Source organism: Lentibacillus juripiscarius (genome assembly GCF_042685205.1).
In the GTDB taxonomy this organism is placed as follows: Bacteria; Bacillota; Bacilli; order Bacillales; family Amphibacillaceae; genus Lentibacillus; species Lentibacillus juripiscarius.
The window spans coordinates 67,579-86,514 of record NZ_JBHUNA010000003.1; the positions used below are offsets into that span (position 1 = coordinate 67,579).

Here is an 18,936-nt window from a genome sequence, read left to right on the forward strand (position 1 = left end):
TGAATTAAAAACGGCACCATTCACTGGGCTTCCTTTCATAGTCGGTTTATTTACGGTAAACCGGTAGAAACTTGCAGGCCATATTCCCGCTATTATATGAAAATAAGCTATTTAATTGATGTAGCCCATTATAGCACATCCTACCACAAAATCAACCCCGCGGAAATTCCTTGTCCAACTGCACCCGAAATGGGTAGCCCACCAGAAATTATTTTTTGAATATTTCGTTTAATAAAGTTCTCATTTTCATACGTTCAACATACTCATTTACTAGCACAATGAAAGGAGGAATATCTTATGGCGGGTAACCCCAGCCAGACACGTTTGCTGACACAGATTTTGGTTGCTTTTATAGCTGCTGTAATTGCCGGTATTATTTTTGGGCCAAGTATCGATGTTGTACAGCCATTGGGTGACTTGTTTCTGCGTCTTATTCAATTTATTATTGTGCCGCTGATCGTTTCTTCGCTTATTGTTGGTGTGGCAAGCACTGGCAGCATGGAAACATTGGGGAGAATCGGTGGAAAAACCATCCTCTATTATATTTGTACTACTTTTGTCGCTGTAAGCATCGGCCTGATAGCCGCCTTTTTGTTCACCCCGGGAAAAGGCGTCGACATTTCCACATCCAGAGAGGTACCTGAAGCTACAGAAACAGATGGTGTCATCAGTGTATTACTGAACGTCATCCCAACCAACCCCATCGAAAGCTTATCAAGCGGAAACATTCTGCAAATCATCTTCTTTTCTATTTTCGTCGGAATCGGCATTACCATGGTCGGAAAAAAGGCAGAACCGGTCTATTACTTCTTTGAAGGTTTTGCTGAGATCATGTACAAAATCACATGGATTATCATGAAACTTATCCCTATTGGTATTTTCGGTTTGCTGGCACCGATTATCGGTGAGTATGGCCTTTCCGTATTGCTGCCGCTGATTAAGCTGATATCCGTTGTAGCTGCTGCCTGCATTGTCCATGCACTTGTCACCTATTCTTTTGCCGTCAAAACGTTCGGCAAAATGAAACCGTTTCAGTTTTTCAAAGGCATTGCCCCGGCAAGTCTGGTCGCATTCAGTACACAAAGCAGTTCTGGGACATTGCCGGTGACCATCAAATGCGCCGAAGATAGTTTAGGCGTATCGAAAAAGATTTCAAGTTTCATCCTTCCATTAGGCGCAACGATTAATATGGACGGTACATCCCTTTATTTGAGTGTTGCCACTTTGTTTACCGCGCAAGCATATGGTGTTGAACTGACGTTTACACAAATTATGATCATCATTCTTATCGGCACATTGGGTTCCATCGGTGCAGCAGGCGTTCCAGGTGCCGGATTAGTAATGCTGACGCTCGTTCTGACAACACTGAACCTGCCGCTGGAAGCCATTGCACTGATTGCTGGCGTCGACCGATTTATGGATATGTTCCGTACTGCCGTCAATATAACGGGCGACGCGTCAGGATCCGTGGTGATCAATAATACGGAAAGACAAATGGAAAGCTAAAACCGTTGCAGGAAGAAATTTGTTCAAGGGAGGATGGGGGCGGGACAAGAAGCCTGTCCCTGTCCCTATTGGATGTAAAAGCTTGCGCCGTCTGCGATTTGAATGTTGGGGTGCTTTTCAAGGTCTTGCATTAGTTGAAAGAGGGCGTCATCTTTTTGTTTTGCTTCAATCATGCAGTCGATTTGCGTTACACTTCCGTTTATCTCTTGCAAGAAGTCCATCAGCATGCCACTGTCAACATAGTCAGCGTGTGCCCGGAACTTTTCTGCAGACTGCGGGCTGGAGATGTGCATTTTTACCGGAAGCTGCGTCTGCTGCCATGTTCCTGAAATCCGATCCCAGACATCACGCCAATTTTCCCCTTCCTTATGGTTTGCCAGATAATGATGGTAATCAAACACCATCGGCAACTCCAGTTTTTCACACAGATATAACGTATCCATCGGGGTAAAGGTCTTATCGTCATTTTCCAGTATAATCATACGCTGGATATCACGTGGCACAAACGCCCAGTTATGGATGAACTGTTCCAATGCTTTTTCCTTATCACCATATCCTCCGCCGACATGCAGGACACACCGGTTCACAGGGTCAATCCCCATCCCCTTCAATAGCTTGTGATGCATGCTTAATGTCCGGATCGAATTCTGCAGCACCTCTTTTTTCGGTGAATTAAGCAGTACAAAATGATCCGGATGAAAATCCACACGCATATCAGGATGATTTTGTAAAAATTGTTTAAGGTTATCCAACGGTTCCCCCACCGCCTGCATATAATCCCAGTCACTCAATTCGGGATGTGTCGCCAGTGGTACCAGCTTCGACGATAATCGAAAAAAAGTAATGTCGTGGGCAATATTATGTTTCAGCAAACGCAGACAGTTAGCCAAATTTGTTCGGGCAATCGTTTCAAGTTTATGGATAGCCGCTTCCCTATCCTCCATCCTGGAAAAATTGGAATAGGTCATCGTTTTCGATGGCGAAGCGTTTTGCAGATGCACACTCATCGCCACATATCCTAGACGAACAAACGTCACAGACAGACACTCCTTTTTGGTCACTCTTATACAGGAGTTTGCCCCGTCTTTGACCGTTCCATGAATGTAAATCATTGCAGATGCGTGTTTGCGCGCACAGGGTTGGCGGACTGATAATAGCCGGTGACCGGTTGATATTCCCTGGTCACCGGTTGATATCCAACGGCAGCAGGTTGATATTTTTCCTTTCTGGTCGATATCCACCACAAACTGGTTGATACTCGTCATTAACAGGTCGATATGCCACACCGACGGGTCGATAGCCCCCCCTATTTTGTAACGGTTGTTCCTGTGAAGCCGGACGCGCTAATGCGCTGGTTCGCATCCGCAATCATCACATCGGAGAGTCCTTCTCCCAAACTGCCGACTGCCGCTTTAATTTTCGGAATCATGCCACCTTGAATAACTCCTTCAGCAATCAGCTGTTCCATGTCTGTTTCTGATATATTGCTAAGCAATTTTTCACCCTGCATAACCCCAGGCACATCGGTCACAAAAATTAATCGCTCCGCATTCGTTGCTCTGGCAATGGCACCAGCAGCTGTATCAGCATTGACATTATACCGGCTCCCGTCTCTTCCCACAGCAACAGGAGCAATGACCGGCACAATCCCTCGCCCGAGCATAGCCAAGAGAAACGCAGCATTCACATCTGTTACATCCCCGACATAGCCATACCGCTGAAAATTTTTTGGTACGGCCTGTATCAGACGGGCATCGGCGCCGGAAAATCCTGCCGCCTGCATACCTGCCTGATTGAATCGGCGTGTCAGCTCGTTATTCACATTCCCCGTCAATACCATTTCCACCACATCCATCGCGGCTGCCGATGTCGTCCGGAGTCCATCTGTAAACGCGCAGGTTACATCCAGTTTATCCAACATCTCCTGAATGGCCGGTCCACCGCCATGCACCACAATTGGAAAGACGTCATTTTCCAGCATCTTTGCCATATTTCCGAAAAATGAATCTGTCAAATTATCCAATATGCTTCCACCGCATTTGACAACAACAATTCTGCTCATGTCACTCCTCCTTACGTCCGGTAACTGGCATTGATGCGCACATAGTCGTACGTCAAATCGCATCCCCAGGCCTTGCCAAATCCGTCGCCGACATTCAAATCAACGGTTATGGTGATCGCATCCTGCATTAAATAATCCGATGCGGCCGTTTCAGAAAAAGGTAACGGCTGACTGTGTTCCAGAAGCTGAAACGGACCGACGGACGCATCAATTGTCCCGGCATCTACATCCGCACCGCTTCGTCCAATCGCGGCAATAATGCGCCCCCAGTTTGGATCGGCTCCATAGACAGCCGTTTTGACCAGCGAGGAACCAACGACCGTTTTCGCTACCTGGACCGCCTGTTCGTCATCCGCTGCCCCCGCTACTTGAACTTCGATTAATTTCGTCGCTCCTTCCCCATCACGAGCAATCATTTTCGCCAGATCTTCACACGTCTCTTGAAGCATTTCCACAAAAACATCCCAGTCTTTATGTGCCGGTGTCAGACTCGCGTTTCCGGCTTTACCGCTTGCCATCGTGAGCACCATGTCATTCGTTGATGTATCACCATCAACGGTTATGCAGTTAAATGTTTGATCAGTCACATCCTTCAATGCCAGCTGCAGCATATCTGGTTCGATGGCTGCATCCGTGGTTATAAAAGCGAGCATGGTTCCCATATTCGGTTCAATCATGCCAGAACCTTTTGCCGATCCGGCTATGGTCACCGGTACATCATCAATGACTGTTTGATAACATGTGGATTTTTTTATGGCATCGGTTGTCAGGATAGATTGATTGAAGGCTGCTGCCGCTTCCTGATCCATTTGCAAATCCAGATGCTTAATATTAGGAAGAATCCGATCCATGAGCATATCGAGTCCAATAATCCCTGTCGACGAAACAGCGACACGATGTTCAGGAAGAGATAATTCTTCAGCAGCGGCATTCCTCATTGTATAAGCATCTTCTTCCCCTTTTTTTCCTGTGCATGCATTCGCATTTCCGCTGTTAACAATTACAGCCTGCAGTTTTCCTTCTTCTGCAATACTCTTTTTGGTGACCTTGAGTGGTGCGGCCTGGATCACATTCTGCGTATAGAGCGCTGCTGCACTTGCCGGCACATCACAATAAATCATCCCCAAATCATTTCGTTTACGCTTCACACCCGTATGCATACCTGCTGCCTGGAACCCATCCGGTGTCACAACGGACCCCTTTTCCAATGTTTTTATGCCGCTCTTTGCAGTCAGCAATTCTATCTCCTCCTTCCGATTATTTACTTATGGATAAACTGGTATTAAATCCAGCCCAGCCGTCTCATTCAGTCCAAACATCCGGTTCATATTTTGAACAGCCTGACCGGCCGCGCCCTTCACAAGATTATCAATCACTGAAACAATCATGATCCGATTCGTCCGTTCATCATAGGAAAGTGACAAATCACAAAAATTCGATCCGTAAACATCTTTTGTGCTCGGATATGTACCTTGCTCTTTCACCCTGACAAAATAACAATCGTTATAACATTCCTGATAGAGTTCCGTCAGTTCCTGTGCTGTCATATCCTGCGGGGCATCCGCATAAATCGTGGTCATAATCCCCCTTGTCATAGGAACCAAATGCGTACTGAAAGTAATAGCTTCCGGTTTCCCGGACCATGCTTCCAACATTGCTTCGATTTCCGGTGTATGCTGATGCTTAAAAACCTTATAGATTTTCAGATTATCGTTCGTTTCCGTAAAATGTGTCGCCGCTGCTGCTTTTCTGCCCGCACCACTCACACCCGTTTTCGCATCAATGATAATCGAGCTTGTATCTACACGGTTCTGTTTAACCAGCGGGGCAAGCGCGAGCAAGGCCGCTGTCGGATAACATCCCGGATTGGAAAGAAGCTGTGTGCCGGTGATATCCGTCTCCAGCCACTCCGTCAATCCGTAGACAGCCTGATTTACATACTGTTTATCCGGTGCCTTCTTTTGGTACCAATCTTCATATTTGCCGGTATCCTGCAAACGAAAATCACCGGATAAATCAACCACTCTCGCACCGTTATCCACCAATTCCGGCACAAGCTCGGCTGATACACCTGCTGGGGCCGCTGCAAAGACAACATCGGCCTCTTTGGCAATTTGTGCGGGATCAATATGCTTAAGGTTTTTTTCGGCAATTCCCTGCATATGAGGATAGCTCGCCGCAATCGATTCCCCCTCCTGGCTGGACGAGTGGAACGACTGTAATGTCACGTCCGGATGATAATGCAAAAGACGAATTAGCTCTGCCCCACCATAGCCTGTTGCCCCGATAATGGCCGCTTTCATGTTGAAACCTCCCATTCATTCCGAAATGTTTTCCCACTATTATAAAATGTATAAAAATAAAGTCAAGTGTATAATTATAATTTTCGCAAAAAATTTTGGGGCGAATCTACGCTCACATGTCAACACCAGGTCCGTTCAAGCAATACTATTTGTCCAAGGGGAATAAAAAAACCCCGTTATCCGCTAATTTTTTTAGCAGATAACGGGGTTTTCCGAAGCCGATTGATCATAATTATATTCAAACAAAGCTCTAAGCCATTACTGATTCTTTAATTTAAATACTTCTTTTTCCAGGTGCTGAACCTTTGCCGTTTTGAACTACCCACCACTTATCAACCTTACGGTCTGATTGAAGTGGGGGATTCCTAAGAACACCAACCTATTGGTTAGTTATGGAGTAGGCTATCCCCGCAGTTCCTGCGGTTAATCGTAAGACTTCATTACGAAGATTTTTACTTGCGTTTACATCTCGGTCATGATGGGTATGGCATTCGGGACAATCCCACTCACGCAGTGCGAGATTCTTAACGTCTCTGTTGCGATATCCACAGTTCGAACATAGCTGGCTGCTGGGAAATGTTTTGGACACCGTGACCACTTTCTTGCCATACCATTTCGCTTTGTACTCAAGCATGGTCCGAAATTGTGACCAGCTTACCTCGCTAATGGATTTGGCTAGTTTAGCGTTTTTCAGCATGTTGGCCACTTGCAATTCTTCTAGACCAATCACATCGTGGTTTTTGATGATGTTGGTTGACATTTTATGCAAGTAGTCCTTGCGTGCGTTTGCGATTTTTTCATGTAATCGGGCAACCTTGATACGTTGCTTGTTCCAGTTGGAAGAACCCACTTTTCTTCTGGAAAGAATCTGTTGAGCTTGGGCCAATTTTTCTTCCAATGCACGAAAGAATTTGGGGTTCTTGTAGACTGTATGGTCGGAAAGGGTGGCAAAATCTTTTAATCCAACGTCAATTCCGACGGTTGATTCCGTTTTTCGCAATTCTTCTATTTCTGTTTCAGCGAGGATGGATACAAAATATTTGCCTGTTGGATGACGTCTGATGGTAGCGTTTAAGATGCGGCCTTCGACTTCACGGCTTTTTGCAAACGTGACGAGTCCAAGTTTGGGTAGCTTAATTTTATTTCCGGAAACAGTAATATTATCGTTTGTATATTTTGTTTTATAGGTTTGGATGTTATGATTTTTGCATTTAAATCGTGGTGCTTTGTTTTGTTTCTTGAAGAATCGGCTATAGGCGTCGGCAAGGTTCTTTAATGATGATTGGATGGCGATACTGTCCACTTCTTTTAACCAGACAAACGTTTCTTTTAGTTGAGGCAGTTGGGATGAGCAGGTTGTGTAGGTTAAGCCTTTTCCCGTTTCGTTGTATGTATTGTTCCACTTGGAGAGGAAATGGTTGTATACAAAACGTGCGCACCCAATGGTTTTATTGATTAATATGGCTTGTTCTTTGGTTGGATAGAGACGAAAGTTGAAGGATTTGTGGACCAATAGTTTATTCACCCCCTATTATGTCTATTATTATATCATTTTATTCTAAGGTATGCAAACATTTGTTCCTTACTTTGTAATAAGGTGAATGGGGTGTTTTGAAAGACACTTGAGATCCAATCGGTCGGACAATTGAGATGGCTAAAGCCATCCCTTGTCCGAAGGCGATTCATCCCCCACCTACTCACTGGGGTTCCCCCTTCACATTTCTTGAGGTGGGGGTCTTCTCGCCTAAACAAGATAAAATCAATTTCATACCTTGCCACAATATTGTCATCCAGCTTTTCATTCATCGAATCCAACTTATCAGACAGTGTCGTGACAGCATTTGCCGTCTGAGCCGACAGTAAATCAAATTTTTCATCCAGCCCATCAAGACGTCTGTCCACCTCGGCAAACTTCTCGTCAACCCCATCAAAACGTTCCGCTATCTGTGTAAATTGCTCATCCGCCTGGTCAAAGCGCTCATCTACCTCCGCAAACTTCGCGTCAACTCCATCAAAACGTTCCGCCATCTGTGCAAATTGCGCATCTGCCTGGTCAAAGCGCTCATCCACTTCAGCAAATTTCGCGTCAACTCCATCAAAGCGCTCCGTTATCTGCGCAAATTGCGCATCCGCCTGGTCGAAGCGCTTATCTACCTCAGCAAACTTCGCGTCCACTCCATCAAAGCGTTCCGCTATCTGCGCAAATTGCGCATCCGCCTGGTCAAAGCGCTCATCTACCTCAGCAAACTTCTCGTCCACTCCATCAAAGCGCTCCGCTATCTGTGCAAATTGCGCATCCGCCTGGTCAAAGCGCTCATCTACCTCGGCAAATTTCGCGTCCACTCCATCAAAACGTTCCGCTATCTGTGCAAATTGCGCATCCGCCTGGTCAAAGCGCTCATCTACCTCAGCAAACTTCGCGTCCACTCCATCAAAGCGCTCCGCTATCTGTGCAAATTGCGCATCCGCCTGGTCGAAGCGTTCATCTACCTCGGCAAACTTCTCATCTATTCTGTCAAAACGCTTTTCATGCTGATCCAATTTCACATGGACGTTCCTAAATTCATTTCGCATTTCCACCTGAAATTGTTGTTGCTGCTCCAGAATGGCTTGCAGATAATCATTATTTTCCATATTCTCCACTCCCACATGTTTTAATCATGCGTCCCACAGGCCTGCTTATACCCAGCGAATGAATCACTCTATTACTCACAGTATAAGCCATCCAGCCAATTCAGTCGAGTTGGTAAAACTTGATAATCACCTATCGAAAAGCCTGGAAAACTCTATTTTCCCTCGAGCAAAAATGCAAAACAAATCATCGAAAGCAGCCAAAACAGCAATTTCAACCTTTTCTCACGCAAACGCTTCGGCCAGCAATTTATAAGAATGGATTTTGGCGTCAAAATCATGGATGTTGGTAATAATCATGAATTCATCCGTTTGATAAACGTCGCTCAGACGGTACAGTTCTTCTTTCACCTGTTCCGGTGTGCCAATGACACAGCGTTCACGGTTTTTCCTGATTTCGTTCAGTTCTTCGGGTTTGAATGTTTTATTTTTCACTTCGTCAACGCTGGGCACTTTTACATCCGAACCTTTGCCAACATTCAGCAGCCATTTATCCTGGCTGAGGGCGAGTTCTTCAGCTTCTGCTTCGGTATTAGCGCACACTACAAAAATACAAACGATGGTCTGCGGCTTGTCCGCATTCAGTGATGGCTGAAACTTTTCCCGATACGTCTTTAACGCCGCCTGTCCTTTTGCCGGGCTAATGAAATGTCCGAACACAAAACCGGTCCCCTGTTCAGCCGCATTTGCCGCTCCTCTCTCGGACAGCCCCAGCACCCACATGGGCGGCACTGTCGCTGTCCTTGGTGCAGCTTTAACCAGGCGGAACGGATGATCTTTCGGCAATGTATTATGCAGAAACCCTTGTAAATCAGACAACTGGCGCGGAAATTCGCTCATGCTTTTTTGGATACTGTCCGTCAGTGCCATTCGTGTGTCTTGTGACCCGCCTGGTGACCGCCCGATTCCCAGATCAATCCGGCCCGGAAACATTGCCTCAAGCAGTTTAAAATTCTCAGCTACCTTAAAGGGGCTATATTGCGGGAGCAGCACACCACCTGAACCAACCCGTATCGTCTCGGTACAGGAGGCAATGCGCGTCATCAGTATTTCCGGCGATACACTCGCAAGCCCATTGGTATTATGATGCTCCGCCACCCAATAGCGTGTATAGCCTAATTCTTCGGTTATTTGGGCCAGTTTCAGTGTGTTTTCCAATGTTTCTTCAGGTCCTGATCCTCTGGAAATGGGCGCCTGGTCCAGTACACTCAGCTTCATCTGTGGTGTCTCCTTTCAAGTTGTTCCATTATCAGCTATCATTTGTCATGTTTGCCAGTTTTTCATAAAACTTTACAACCGCCGCATGATCACTGTCCCCCTGGCCGTCAGCTTGAAGCGCCTGCAATGTTTCCTTAATGGAGGCTGTCAATGGCAGCGGCACGCCAATATCACCGGACGTTTCCAGCACATTGTTCAGATCTTTCAAGTGCAAATCAATGGTAAAGCCTGGGTCAAAATTCTGTTCCATCATCATCGGTGCTTTGGCATCCAGAACATTGCTGCCGGCCAGCCCGCCGCGTATCGCTTCATAGACGAGTTCACTGTCAACCTCCATCTTTCTTGTCAGCACCATCGCTTCCGAAACAGCAGCAATATTAAGCGCCACAATAATTTGGTTGGCCAATTTTGTGGCATTCCCCGATCCGATGTCACCTGTTCTTACTACCGATCCGGCCATTGTCTCCATGATAGGCAGACAGTTCTGGAACGTTTCCTCCGCTCCACCGGCCATCACCGCAATGGTTCCATCAATTGCTTTTGGTTCCCCACCGCTAACCGGGGCATCCAGAAAACCAATCTCTTTTTCCTCCAGCGCTTTGCCAACCTCCTGGCTCACTGTCGGGGCAATTGAGCTCATATCAATAATAACAGACCCGGATCTTGCTCCATCCCTCAGGCCCCCTTGTCCAAGAATAACCTCTTTTACTTCCGGCGAGTTGGGTAGCATCGTAATCATGACATCCGACGCAGCAGCCAAATCCGTATACGAGCTAACAACATTGGCACCTTCTTTTTGAAGCTGCCGGTTTGTATCCGGATTACTGCTGGAAATGACCAGATCATAGCCCGCCTTCATGAGATTCTGGCACATCGGCTTCCCCATAATACCAAGACCGACAAAACCTATTTTCACGACCAATCCCCTCCTTGTTATCTCCCATTTTACAGTAAATTTCTAAATAAACAAAAAAACCCCCATCACATAGAATCACTATGATCAGGAGGTCCCGGGTTTGCGCCAGGCATAAAGGAATAAACCACCTAGCAGAAACGTTTGCCCAACAAAAACAACCGCATCCCAAAAGAGCGGATTTCCGGTCGGATCAAGCAACTCCGGCAATGTCTGTGCATAGGCATAACCAATCTGCGGAATAAAATAAAACAAAAACAAGCCAGCTGTCAGGATCAGCCCTATACTGTAAAACAGTGCATACAATCGTACTGTTTTCGCTTCCCCTGCAAACGTTTCTGTCGTCGAATCCTGTTTAATAAACGGAATCCATTTGCGTAAATACTGTTTGCCATTTTCCATCAGATTGTAACTCCCTGTCATGTTTTCACAGAGATAATACATATCCGTCTTCATATAAAAACAGCACTGATAAATCGTTTTTATAAAAATATCCAATACCACAAGCGCTAAAACACCGGAAATAAGCGTCTGTTCACCCACAGCCAGTTGGATGACAAATGCTATCAGAACAATGACCTGCTCAAAACAAATACCAGCCAGATACAACTTATTCCGCTGTTCTGGCGCCAATTGCCACGCACACGTCAAATCCGTCTGGAAGACCACAAATACCAACCGCCGGCCCACTTCCAGCGCAGCAGGCAAATCATGCGAACGCACCGCCAGAATATGGCCGAATTCATGCATTATAATCAAAAGCAGGCTAATACCCATATACAGCAGCATATTAAACGTCATCACATCAAATAGAAATAAATCCTGATACGCGGGCAAAAGCTGCGGATTCATGATAATCAGCAGTAAATTGATACAAAAGATCGCTATGTAAAATTTCGTTGTAATGGGATTAAAGAAAAATCGGCCAACCCCGGCAGGTAACCAGGTAAACCCGCTCGGCGACTGCCTTTTCTTAGCCACCGGTACCGCCTCTCCATCCACTTCTTTCACCAGGCCCAGCTCCACAAGCTGTTCAATAAACCCAACCAGCGCCACCTCTTCTTCCGGATACTGCGCTTCAAGCTGACGCTCAATTTTATCCAGCGGTTCCCCCTGATTGATTAAATGGATCGCATCAATACAAACAGCCGGCATCTCAAAAAAGTCCCCCGACATCGGCTCTTCCACGATATAATGCTTTTTATCCTCCCGAATCGATAAGGGATACAATGTTATTTCTGATTGCAACGTTAGGTCCATGTTCTGTTCACCCCCCTGGCGGAAAGCGCTGATAGATTCGTGAAAACCGTTGATAAATTAATGGCAGAAAACGGCAAGAAGCCGGCTTCCATCAGCTTAGGTCGTAAAAATAGGATGCTAGCTTGGTAGCATCCACTGATCATGGTCGTCCGACCCAAATACACCACCAGCAAGTGGTTTTAATTTTATGAAGCTTACGGATTTTCATCTCATTTCACCTCCCTCAATAAGTAGGTGCTGCTTTTTCATGGTTCAGGTTCTCTTCATATTTATGATATTGTTCATGATACTCTACCCATGAAGGATATACTTGTTTAAATACATCTACTAAATCTGGGTCGAATTGAGTCCCTCTACCGGAAACTATTTCTTGATAAGCATCATCCAGAGGCAAAGCAGCCCGATACGATCGCGAAGAAGTCATTGCGTCAAACGCATCCGCAATAGCCGTCACTCTGACCAAGAAACACGCCTCTGTGCCTTTTAATCCGTCTGGATATCCTCCCCCATCCCATCGTTCATGGTGGTGTCTGATAACATCAATATTATCAGCAATTCCTTCCACATCCCGAACAGCGTCTGCTCCGACAGATGGGTGTGTTTTGATTAATTCAAATTCTTCATCTGTTAACCTTCCAGGCTTGGTCAAAATCGAATCAGGAATATGAACCTTCCCTATATCGTGCAGCAAACAGGCGTAATAATAATATTTTAACTCGTCCACTTTAAACTTACCTGTCGCTTTAGCTAGAATCATGGCATACTGAGCTACCCGTTCACTATGTCCGCGTGTATAGGGGTCTTTCAATTCCAGTGTTGCAATAACTCCTTTTACAATTCCCTCAAGCTGTCTGTCGTAAGATGTCTCCACTGCTGACACATAGCTTAGAAAACGATGTAGAAGGATATATCCCATTATGGATAAAACAACAACTAAAATTAGCGGAAATAAAACCACCAAATCTTTTATAGCCAAACCAACAATGATGAATTTCAGGGTGGTACCTAAGGATACAAAAGTAAAAAAATACTTATTCACAAATATAGGGGCAAATAAAACTATTATCACTTCAATCACATTGCCATTACTGTATGTAGCTTCACTCCCCCAATAAATCCAAATATCATTTATAATATTCATTATCGTAAATGTTACAAAATAAATATATTTTATCATCCATATTTTTTTATAATGCATTAAATAAATAACTATAGGTAGTAGGCCTAGCATTATAATATAAGACCAATAACCCATTCCATCATTTAATAATTTTTGCTCGACTTCCCACGGAAATTCAGGCAATATGTAATAATAAGCTATATCATAAGCAAAATAAATAATATAAAAAAGCCACAAGAACCATATAGTCGTACGTTTCTCTTAATTTAGTAATGTTGAATTCTTCCTCAGCTTGTTCTGCATTCTAGTGTCCTCTCTAGCATTCTATAAATGATTAGCCACTTCATGAATATTAAAAAAATAAAAGCTGTCAACTAGTACAAAGTCGAATAATGAAAAAAACGTAATAGAGCAAGGATGATCACTAAGAAAGATAATCCTGCAACTTTATGCCTATTCTAACATAACTTAGCAAAAATGAAAGAGTTTCGTCTATCTCTTTTCAGATCCCCCTTGCTAATCAGTAACAGCTGCAGCTTACAAACGTGGAGTCATTAAATATACACATCCAAAACATCAGCCAGTTTAATGATAGATTCATCTCCCAGCCACAGTTGTTCCTGATTTATTCTTGTCAGTTTACCTTTATTTGTAAGAAAATCCCGGCCGTTGTAATGCTTTACTTCTACCGTCAGATCGTTATTCACGGCCGCTTGCAGCCGTGCATCTATTTCCTCTTTTTGCTGTTCGTCCAGTATTGGCTTTTCTTTATATTCCTGCTCAGCCCACATCTTCCGCAGCAATTCTTCATGCTCCGGCAGCATCATAGCCGTCCATTTTTTTGTTCCACGATCGTTCACATCAGACATATTAGCACCCCAAGGAAACAAGTGTTCTTATTTTAGCACAAAAAATCCTTCCCTTCAACTTGAACTTGAACATCTTTTTATTTTTCGAAAGTTAAACACGTTATTTTTGAGCAAAATAACTGAGGATGCCTATCCCTATTCCCAGCAGGGCTCCGCCACCTACTTCATTCGGCATATGACCAAGCATTTCTTTCAGCTCTTTTTCCCGTTTTTTATAGGCAATATCAGGATGGTGATCTGCAAGCTTTTCCAATTGTTCATACATATCGTTCACAGCAATAGCCGTTTGCCCGGCCTGCCAGCGTATCCCCATGGCGTCATACATAACAATCAGACTAAAAATACTGCTAATACCAAAATCAGTTGAGGATATCCCTTTCCGCAGCGCTATATAGGTTGTCAGTGACGTAACAGCCGAAGAATGCGAACTCGGCATATCACCGGAACCAAACAGTTTTTCCCACTCCCATGAGCCCGTCTCCTTGTAATGGAGAGGAATTTTCAAGAATTGTGCAGCCCCAATCCCAATCAAAGCTGTCGTAATCGCACGATTCAACATATACGTTCACCTCAAGTTTAAAATGACGCAGCCCATTCACTTTTATGCATCATAATTGTTCGAGAATTATATTGTATTACTTTAAAACAGGTTTCTCGACATTGTTTGACAATATTTTAAACTAGTCATATAATTAACTAGCTTATTATTTTCTCTAATTTTCACTATTTTGGAAGCGATTACTGATGCATCTTTTCTGAAACTTATACTTAAACATCTGGGGATATTGGGGAGGGAATACAATGGGAAAGAACAAAGAAATATCATTACTGCAGGCACTTATCCCGTTGGTTGTCATGATTACCGTCATGGCAGTCACGATTGTTGTTTTTGAAGGGGCACCGCATGTTCCGCTGATTATCGGAACGGTAACTGCTGCCCTTGTGGCGTGGAATGCAGGCTTTCAGTGGAAAGATATTGAAGAAAGCATGTACAAAGGGATCAGATTGGCACTGCCGGCGGTAATCATTATTATGCTCGTCGGGATGATTATTGGCTCCTGGATTGGAGGCGGGGTTGTCGCTACCATGATTTATTATGGTTTGCAAATGATCACCCCTTCCCTGTTTCTAGTAACGATCTGCATCATTTGTGCCATTGTCGCACTATCGATTGGAAGTTCATGGTCCACAATGGGAACCATAGGAGTTGCTGGAATGGGAATTGGCGCTGCCATGGGCATACCGGCAGCAATGGTTGCGGGTGCCGTTATTTCCGGTGCTTATTTTGGTGATAAAATGTCACCGCTTTCGGAAACAACCAATCTGGCGGCAGGTCTTACCGAAACCAATTTATTCGAGCATATTAAACACATGCTGTACTCGACTGTGCCCGGTCTTGTAATCGCTTTAATTGTTTACTGGTTTTTAGGAAATAATTTTGGCGGGGGTTCGGTCTCCCAGGGGGATATCAGCCAAACGGCGGCAGTAATGCAGGAGAACTTCCTTATTTCCCCGTGGCTGTTGCTGGTACCACTTGCCGTCATTGTGCTTGTAGCCAGAAAAGTGCCGGCCATTCCGGCATTGATTATCGGCATTGTTTTAGGGGTCATCTGTCAGGTTCTTGTTCAAGGGGACACATTTGCGAATGCGTTTAGCGCACTTCAAGGCGGATATGTCATGGAAACCGGAAATGCAATGGTTGATAACTTGTTCACCCGTGGCGGACTTGAATCAATGATGTATACTGTGTCATTGACGATTGTTGCCATGACATATGGCGGAATCCTGGAACATACAGGAATTTTGAATGCAATTGTGAGCCAGATTTTGAAATTAACCAAATCAGCCAAAGGATTAATCCCGACAACCATTGTATCAAGCTTTTTCACGAACCTTACTTGTTCGGAACAATACATCTCGATCGTCGTCCCATCCCGGATGTACAGTGATGTATTCAAAGAAAGGAACCTGCACTCGAAGAACTTATCACGCGCACTGGAAGACGGTGGAACGTTGACTTCTGTCTTTGTGCCTTGGAATACATGCGGAGTATTTATATTCGGAACGCTTGGTGTCAGCGCCTTTCAATATGCACCATACGCAATTGTTAATTTTGCCGTTCCAATTATATCTATCGTTTTCGCAACCTTGGGCTACAGCATCGCCTATTTAAAAACAAAACCAGCAACCGCACAACAAGAAACTGGATAATGGGACGTGGGGATAGGCTCCTTGTCCCAGTTCAGGTAAGCGGGACAGAGGTACATCCTTCGTCCCGCTTTCGTTCATTGATGACGCCGCTTTTTCTTCGTTGTAAGAGGATAAAATTAAAAAAAGGGCTCTAACCAATGAAATGGCAAAGCCCTTCTGGAACCCAACATAAAACTCCGGAACAAAGAAGTCCGTTAATAATCCTCCTGATTTCCTTCTTTGATGGAGGATGTTGGTGCGGTATCATCGTTTTCTTTCGGTTCGTGAAAGCCCTTATCTGGTTTTCCGGCATTTTCAATGTCTCCTGAAGTCTTGTAACCGGCTATTTCTTCATTGGAAGTTGTGCCATACAGCCCCATACCGCCCAGTTTTGTATTGACTTTTTCCTCATTGTGCTCTTTTTTCTTAGCCATAATTTTCACCTCCTAATGGTACTATAACCAAAGGAGGCCAGTGATATAAATGCCGGGAGACAGGGACAGGTTGATCGTCCCCAGTGCAGCGCACACCCCGGGGACACGGAGCCTGCCCCACGTCCCGCAAAAAATTTCCGATGCATTTCTTGGCATGGAAGTTTTTTAGACTTGGCTGTTCTCTTTACTCCCTTCCCCAGAAACGCTGCTGTGCGATTGCCCAGACGAAATCCTGACCAAAGTCCCGGTTGTTCGCGGCAAAAACGACTCCTTCCAAATTATTATATGAGCTTCTTTGAATATAGCCATCCGCAGTAGTTGCGATCCCAATCGGTTTATAATGTTTGTATGCTTCATCAAGGAAGTTCGTAATATTTTGCCTGAATTTCGCTTCATATTTAGAACTTCCACCAACGACATAAAGGGAATCATATAAAACAGGATATGTGGTGAGGAATGTTTTGTCTACTTCCAATTTCGTACCATCTGCCCCTGTGACAATACCAAGATCCTCACTGATGATTTCTATAAAAACGCCATGGTGGTGCAGGATATCCAGCGTCTTTCTTACTTCTTCCCCATTAAATCCGTTTCCGATTAAAACACCTACTTTTTGTGTGTAGGCAGAATGCGGCGTGTTTGTCTGGCTAATGGCTGGCGAGCATTTGTCAACTGGAACATGGGACCCACTTGGGCGTTCGACACCAATATTGTCAGCAATTGTACATGCCATCTCCGTATCAACGTTCGCCCACATATCGACATTTTGTTTCCGGACGAATTTACTGTCGACCCTGCCAAGATGATAGCTGAAGTTTTCCACAAGATCCTTCTTTTCTGGTGCCGACAAGCTGTTCCAAAAAAGTCTTGCTTGTGAAAAGAAGTCATAAAACGATTCACTTGGAAGTTCCCTCGTCACGTGGCCGTCTACTTTACCAGGGTAATTGACGTATCCACCTTTTTCTGGAGAGGCTTCTTCCGGTGTATTTCCAGCTAATGAATTATTATGATAGTTTACATGATCCACATCAATTCGGTGTCTCAAACGGTTTCTTCTGAGGTTATAGTTTTGTTCTGCGATTGGTTTGTTAACTGGAAGGTTCATGAAATTGGCTGAGTTATGCCGATATAATTCTGTATCCCGGTAAGCAATTGCTCTGCCCTGCAGGACAGGATCGTTGGTGAAGTCAATTCCCGGAACAACACTGGCCGGGTCAAATGCTGACTGCTCTTCCTCTGCAAACCAGTTGTCAATGAGCCGGTTCAACGTCATCTTACCAATTCGTTCAACAGGAATTTCTTCCTCTGGCCAAAGTTTCGTATCATCAAGAATATCAAAGTCATATTTAAATTCATCTTCTTCAGCAATCAACTGCACACCAAGTTCATACTCAGGGTACGCTCCCTTTTTGATTGCCTCAACAATATCCCGGTGATGAAAGTCCGGATCGACCCCTCCGATAATATTTGCTTCATCCAATAGCAACGAATGAACACCCAGTTTAGGTATCCATTTAAACCGGACAAAGGTTGATTTTCCGGTTTCATAATTAACAAACCGAAACGTATTGATCGGCCATCCTGCCATCATGCGCCAGCTTCTCGGACGACCGCGCATGGACATTAGCCACATCACCATATGTGCTGATTCCTGGTTATTGGCTACATAATCCCAAAAATTATCGTGAGCAACAGAGGCTTGCGGAATATGATAATTCGGCTCCGGTTTAGCGGCATGGGCTACATCCATAAATTTCATCGCATCCGCAAGAATGAAAACAGGAAATTGGAGTGCCAGATTATCGTAATTGCCTTCTTGGGTATAAAATTTGGTTGCAAAACCGCGTATATCAATTGCCGTATCCTTTGATCCTCGATTTCCGGTAAAGTTAGAAAAACGAACAAATACGGGAGTTTTTCGTCCTGCTTCTGCTAGAAAATGTGCACTGGTAAGGTGTTTAAGTGATTTATATGTTTCAAACTCTCCATAAACCCCGAAACCTCTGGCGTGAACTACCTTTTCTGGTATTCGTTCCCGGTTAAAATGCGTCTGTTTTTTATAGAAATGAAAATCTTCTAATAACCCTGGCCCACGCCGTCCTGCCCTTAAAGTAGTCTGGTCATTCGAAACCCTTACACCGTTGTCATCAGTCATTTTCTCCCCTGGACCTGTATTACTTTCACGATACTGTTCCAGCTGCTCATCTTTAGGATCCTTGTGAAATCCCCGCTCGTTATTCTCATCATTGCTGTTATTGTTGTTGGATGAATTACTCATGTCATCACCCTCCTGTTGTTAAATTCTCAACTCCAATTACATACATATGCCTATTTTCCGAACATATTCATTAAAATTCCCATTTTGAAAAGGATGTAACTACATATTCATTCGATGATTCCACTCCAACATTGAATGAATAAGTTCAGAAA

Annotated in this window: 16 protein-coding genes, 1 pseudogene and 1 riboswitch; of the genes and pseudogenes, 2 read left to right on the forward strand and 15 right to left on the reverse strand. The window is 44.5% G+C overall.

Annotated features, from left to right (window positions below):
• Positions 1 to 18 precede the first annotated feature (18 nt).
• Positions 19 to 120: riboswitch (purine riboswitch) on the reverse strand.
• Positions 121 to 297: 177 nt separating this feature from the next.
• Positions 298 to 1,506, forward strand: a complete 1,209-nt coding sequence (locus ACFSUO_RS01620) for a dicarboxylate/amino acid:cation symporter (protein WP_382390402.1) — start codon at positions 298 to 300, stop codon at positions 1,504 to 1,506.
• A gap of 65 nt (positions 1,507 to 1,571) precedes the next feature.
• On the opposite strand, the gene uvsE is transcribed toward ACFSUO_RS01620, so the two are convergent.
• The 13 genes and pseudogenes from uvsE to ACFSUO_RS01685 all read right to left on the reverse strand — a co-directional run bounded on the left by uvsE (position 1,572) and on the right by ACFSUO_RS01685 (position 14,441).
• Positions 1,572 to 2,543 carry a UV DNA damage repair endonuclease UvsE gene (uvsE, locus tag ACFSUO_RS01625; RefSeq protein ID WP_382390738.1) on the reverse strand — a complete coding sequence of 324 codons (972 nt, stop codon included), beginning with the start codon at positions 2,541 to 2,543 and terminating at the stop codon, positions 1,572 to 1,574.
• Positions 2,544 to 2,812: 269 nt separating this feature from the next.
• Positions 2,813 to 3,568 (reverse strand): acetylglutamate kinase, encoded by a 756-nt coding sequence (argB, locus tag ACFSUO_RS01630; protein WP_382390404.1) that lies wholly within the window; start codon positions 3,566 to 3,568, stop codon positions 2,813 to 2,815.
• Positions 3,569 to 3,579: 11 nt separating this feature from the next.
• Positions 3,580 to 4,806, reverse strand: a complete 1,227-nt coding sequence (argJ, locus tag ACFSUO_RS01635) for a bifunctional ornithine acetyltransferase/N-acetylglutamate synthase (protein ID WP_382390406.1) — start codon at positions 4,804 to 4,806, stop codon at positions 3,580 to 3,582.
• Positions 4,807 to 4,833: 27 nt separating this feature from the next.
• Positions 4,834 to 5,871: an N-acetyl-gamma-glutamyl-phosphate reductase gene (argC, locus tag ACFSUO_RS01640; protein WP_382390408.1), complete on the reverse strand. Its 1,038-nt coding sequence runs from the start codon at positions 5,869 to 5,871 to the stop codon at positions 4,834 to 4,836.
• A 379-nt stretch (positions 5,872 to 6,250) separates the two neighbouring features.
• Complete coding sequence (tnpB, locus tag ACFSUO_RS01645; protein ID WP_382390410.1) at positions 6,251 to 7,384, reverse strand: IS200/IS605 family element RNA-guided endonuclease TnpB; 1,134 nt, start codon at positions 7,382 to 7,384, stop codon at positions 6,251 to 6,253.
• 35 nt (positions 7,385 to 7,419) lie between these two features.
• On the reverse strand, positions 7,420 to 8,505 hold the full coding sequence (locus tag ACFSUO_RS01650) for a hypothetical protein (protein ID WP_382390412.1): 1,086 nt from the start codon (positions 8,503 to 8,505) through the stop codon (positions 7,420 to 7,422).
• A gap of 222 nt (positions 8,506 to 8,727) precedes the next feature.
• Entirely contained in the window at positions 8,728 to 9,720 is a 993-nt protein-coding gene (locus ACFSUO_RS01655) for an LLM class flavin-dependent oxidoreductase (RefSeq protein WP_382390414.1), read from the reverse strand.
• 31 nt (positions 9,721 to 9,751) lie between these two features.
• The gene (gene garR / locus ACFSUO_RS01660) at positions 9,752 to 10,642 is read right to left on the reverse strand and encodes a 2-hydroxy-3-oxopropionate reductase (RefSeq protein WP_382390416.1); all 891 of its coding nucleotides are present in this window, start codon (positions 10,640 to 10,642) and stop codon (positions 9,752 to 9,754) included.
• 78 nt (positions 10,643 to 10,720) lie between these two features.
• A complete protein-coding gene (locus ACFSUO_RS01665) occupies positions 10,721 to 11,893 on the reverse strand; it encodes a peptidase (RefSeq protein ID WP_382390418.1) in 1,173 nt (390 codons plus the stop codon).
• A 223-nt stretch (positions 11,894 to 12,116) separates the two neighbouring features.
• Positions 12,117 to 12,809: an HD-GYP domain-containing protein gene (locus ACFSUO_RS01670; RefSeq protein ID WP_382390740.1), complete on the reverse strand. Its 693-nt coding sequence runs from the start codon at positions 12,807 to 12,809 to the stop codon at positions 12,117 to 12,119.
• A pseudogene (locus ACFSUO_RS01675) lies at positions 12,801 to 13,262 on the reverse strand (HD-GYP domain-containing protein); the annotation flags it as partial. The gene ACFSUO_RS01670 and the pseudogene ACFSUO_RS01675, both read right to left, overlap by 9 nt.
• 305 nt (positions 13,263 to 13,567) lie before the next feature.
• Positions 13,568 to 13,882: a YolD-like family protein gene (locus ACFSUO_RS01680; protein WP_382390420.1), complete on the reverse strand. Its 315-nt coding sequence runs from the start codon at positions 13,880 to 13,882 to the stop codon at positions 13,568 to 13,570.
• Positions 13,883 to 13,982: 100 nt separating this feature from the next.
• Positions 13,983 to 14,441, reverse strand: a complete 459-nt coding sequence (locus tag ACFSUO_RS01685; RefSeq protein ID WP_382390422.1) for a divergent PAP2 family protein — start codon at positions 14,439 to 14,441, stop codon at positions 13,983 to 13,985.
• A gap of 242 nt (positions 14,442 to 14,683) precedes the next feature.
• Here ACFSUO_RS01685 and nhaC point away from each other — a divergent pair, with 242 nt between their 5' ends.
• On the forward strand, positions 14,684 to 16,093 hold the full coding sequence (nhaC, locus tag ACFSUO_RS01690) for a Na+/H+ antiporter NhaC (protein ID WP_382390424.1): 1,410 nt from the start codon (positions 14,684 to 14,686) through the stop codon (positions 16,091 to 16,093).
• A gap of 194 nt (positions 16,094 to 16,287) precedes the next feature.
• Here the strand turns inward: nhaC and ACFSUO_RS01695 are convergent, their stop codons facing one another.
• Positions 16,288 to 16,506, reverse strand: a complete 219-nt coding sequence (locus tag ACFSUO_RS01695) for a hypothetical protein (protein WP_382390426.1) — start codon at positions 16,504 to 16,506, stop codon at positions 16,288 to 16,290.
• A 184-nt stretch (positions 16,507 to 16,690) separates the two neighbouring features.
• On the reverse strand, positions 16,691 to 18,784 hold the full coding sequence (locus tag ACFSUO_RS01700) for a catalase (protein ID WP_382390428.1): 2,094 nt from the start codon (positions 18,782 to 18,784) through the stop codon (positions 16,691 to 16,693).
• Positions 18,785 to 18,936 lie beyond the last annotated feature (152 nt).

Coding starts and splice junctions, on each gene's coding strand:
- ACFSUO_RS01620 (WP_382390402.1), top strand. CDS start 298: ATGGCGGGTAACCCCAGCCAGACACGTTTGCTGACACAGATTTTGGTT.
- argB (WP_382390404.1), bottom strand. CDS start 3,568: ATGAGCAGAATTGTTGTTGTCAAATGCGGTGGAAGCATATTGGATAAT.
- argC (WP_382390408.1), bottom strand. CDS start 5,871: ATGAAAGCGGCCATTATCGGGGCAACAGGCTATGGTGGGGCAGAGCTA.
- ACFSUO_RS01650 (WP_382390412.1), bottom strand. CDS start 8,505: ATGGAAAATAATGATTATCTGCAAGCCATTCTGGAGCAGCAACAACAA.
- ACFSUO_RS01655 (WP_382390414.1), bottom strand. CDS start 9,720: ATGAAGCTGAGTGTACTGGACCAGGCGCCCATTTCCAGAGGATCAGGA.
- ACFSUO_RS01665 (WP_382390418.1), bottom strand. CDS start 11,893: ATGGACCTAACGTTGCAATCAGAAATAACATTGTATCCCTTATCGATT.
- ACFSUO_RS01670 (WP_382390740.1), bottom strand. CDS start 12,809: ATGGGATATATCCTTCTACATCGTTTTCTAAGCTATGTGTCAGCAGTG.
- ACFSUO_RS01680 (WP_382390420.1), bottom strand. CDS start 13,882: ATGTCTGATGTGAACGATCGTGGAACAAAAAAATGGACGGCTATGATG.
- ACFSUO_RS01685 (WP_382390422.1), bottom strand. CDS start 14,441: ATGTTGAATCGTGCGATTACGACAGCTTTGATTGGGATTGGGGCTGCA.
- nhaC (WP_382390424.1), top strand. CDS start 14,684: ATGGGAAAGAACAAAGAAATATCATTACTGCAGGCACTTATCCCGTTG.
- ACFSUO_RS01695 (WP_382390426.1), bottom strand. CDS start 16,506: ATGGCTAAGAAAAAAGAGCACAATGAGGAAAAAGTCAATACAAAACTG.
- ACFSUO_RS01700 (WP_382390428.1), bottom strand. CDS start 18,784: ATGAGTAATTCATCCAACAACAATAACAGCAATGATGAGAATAACGAG.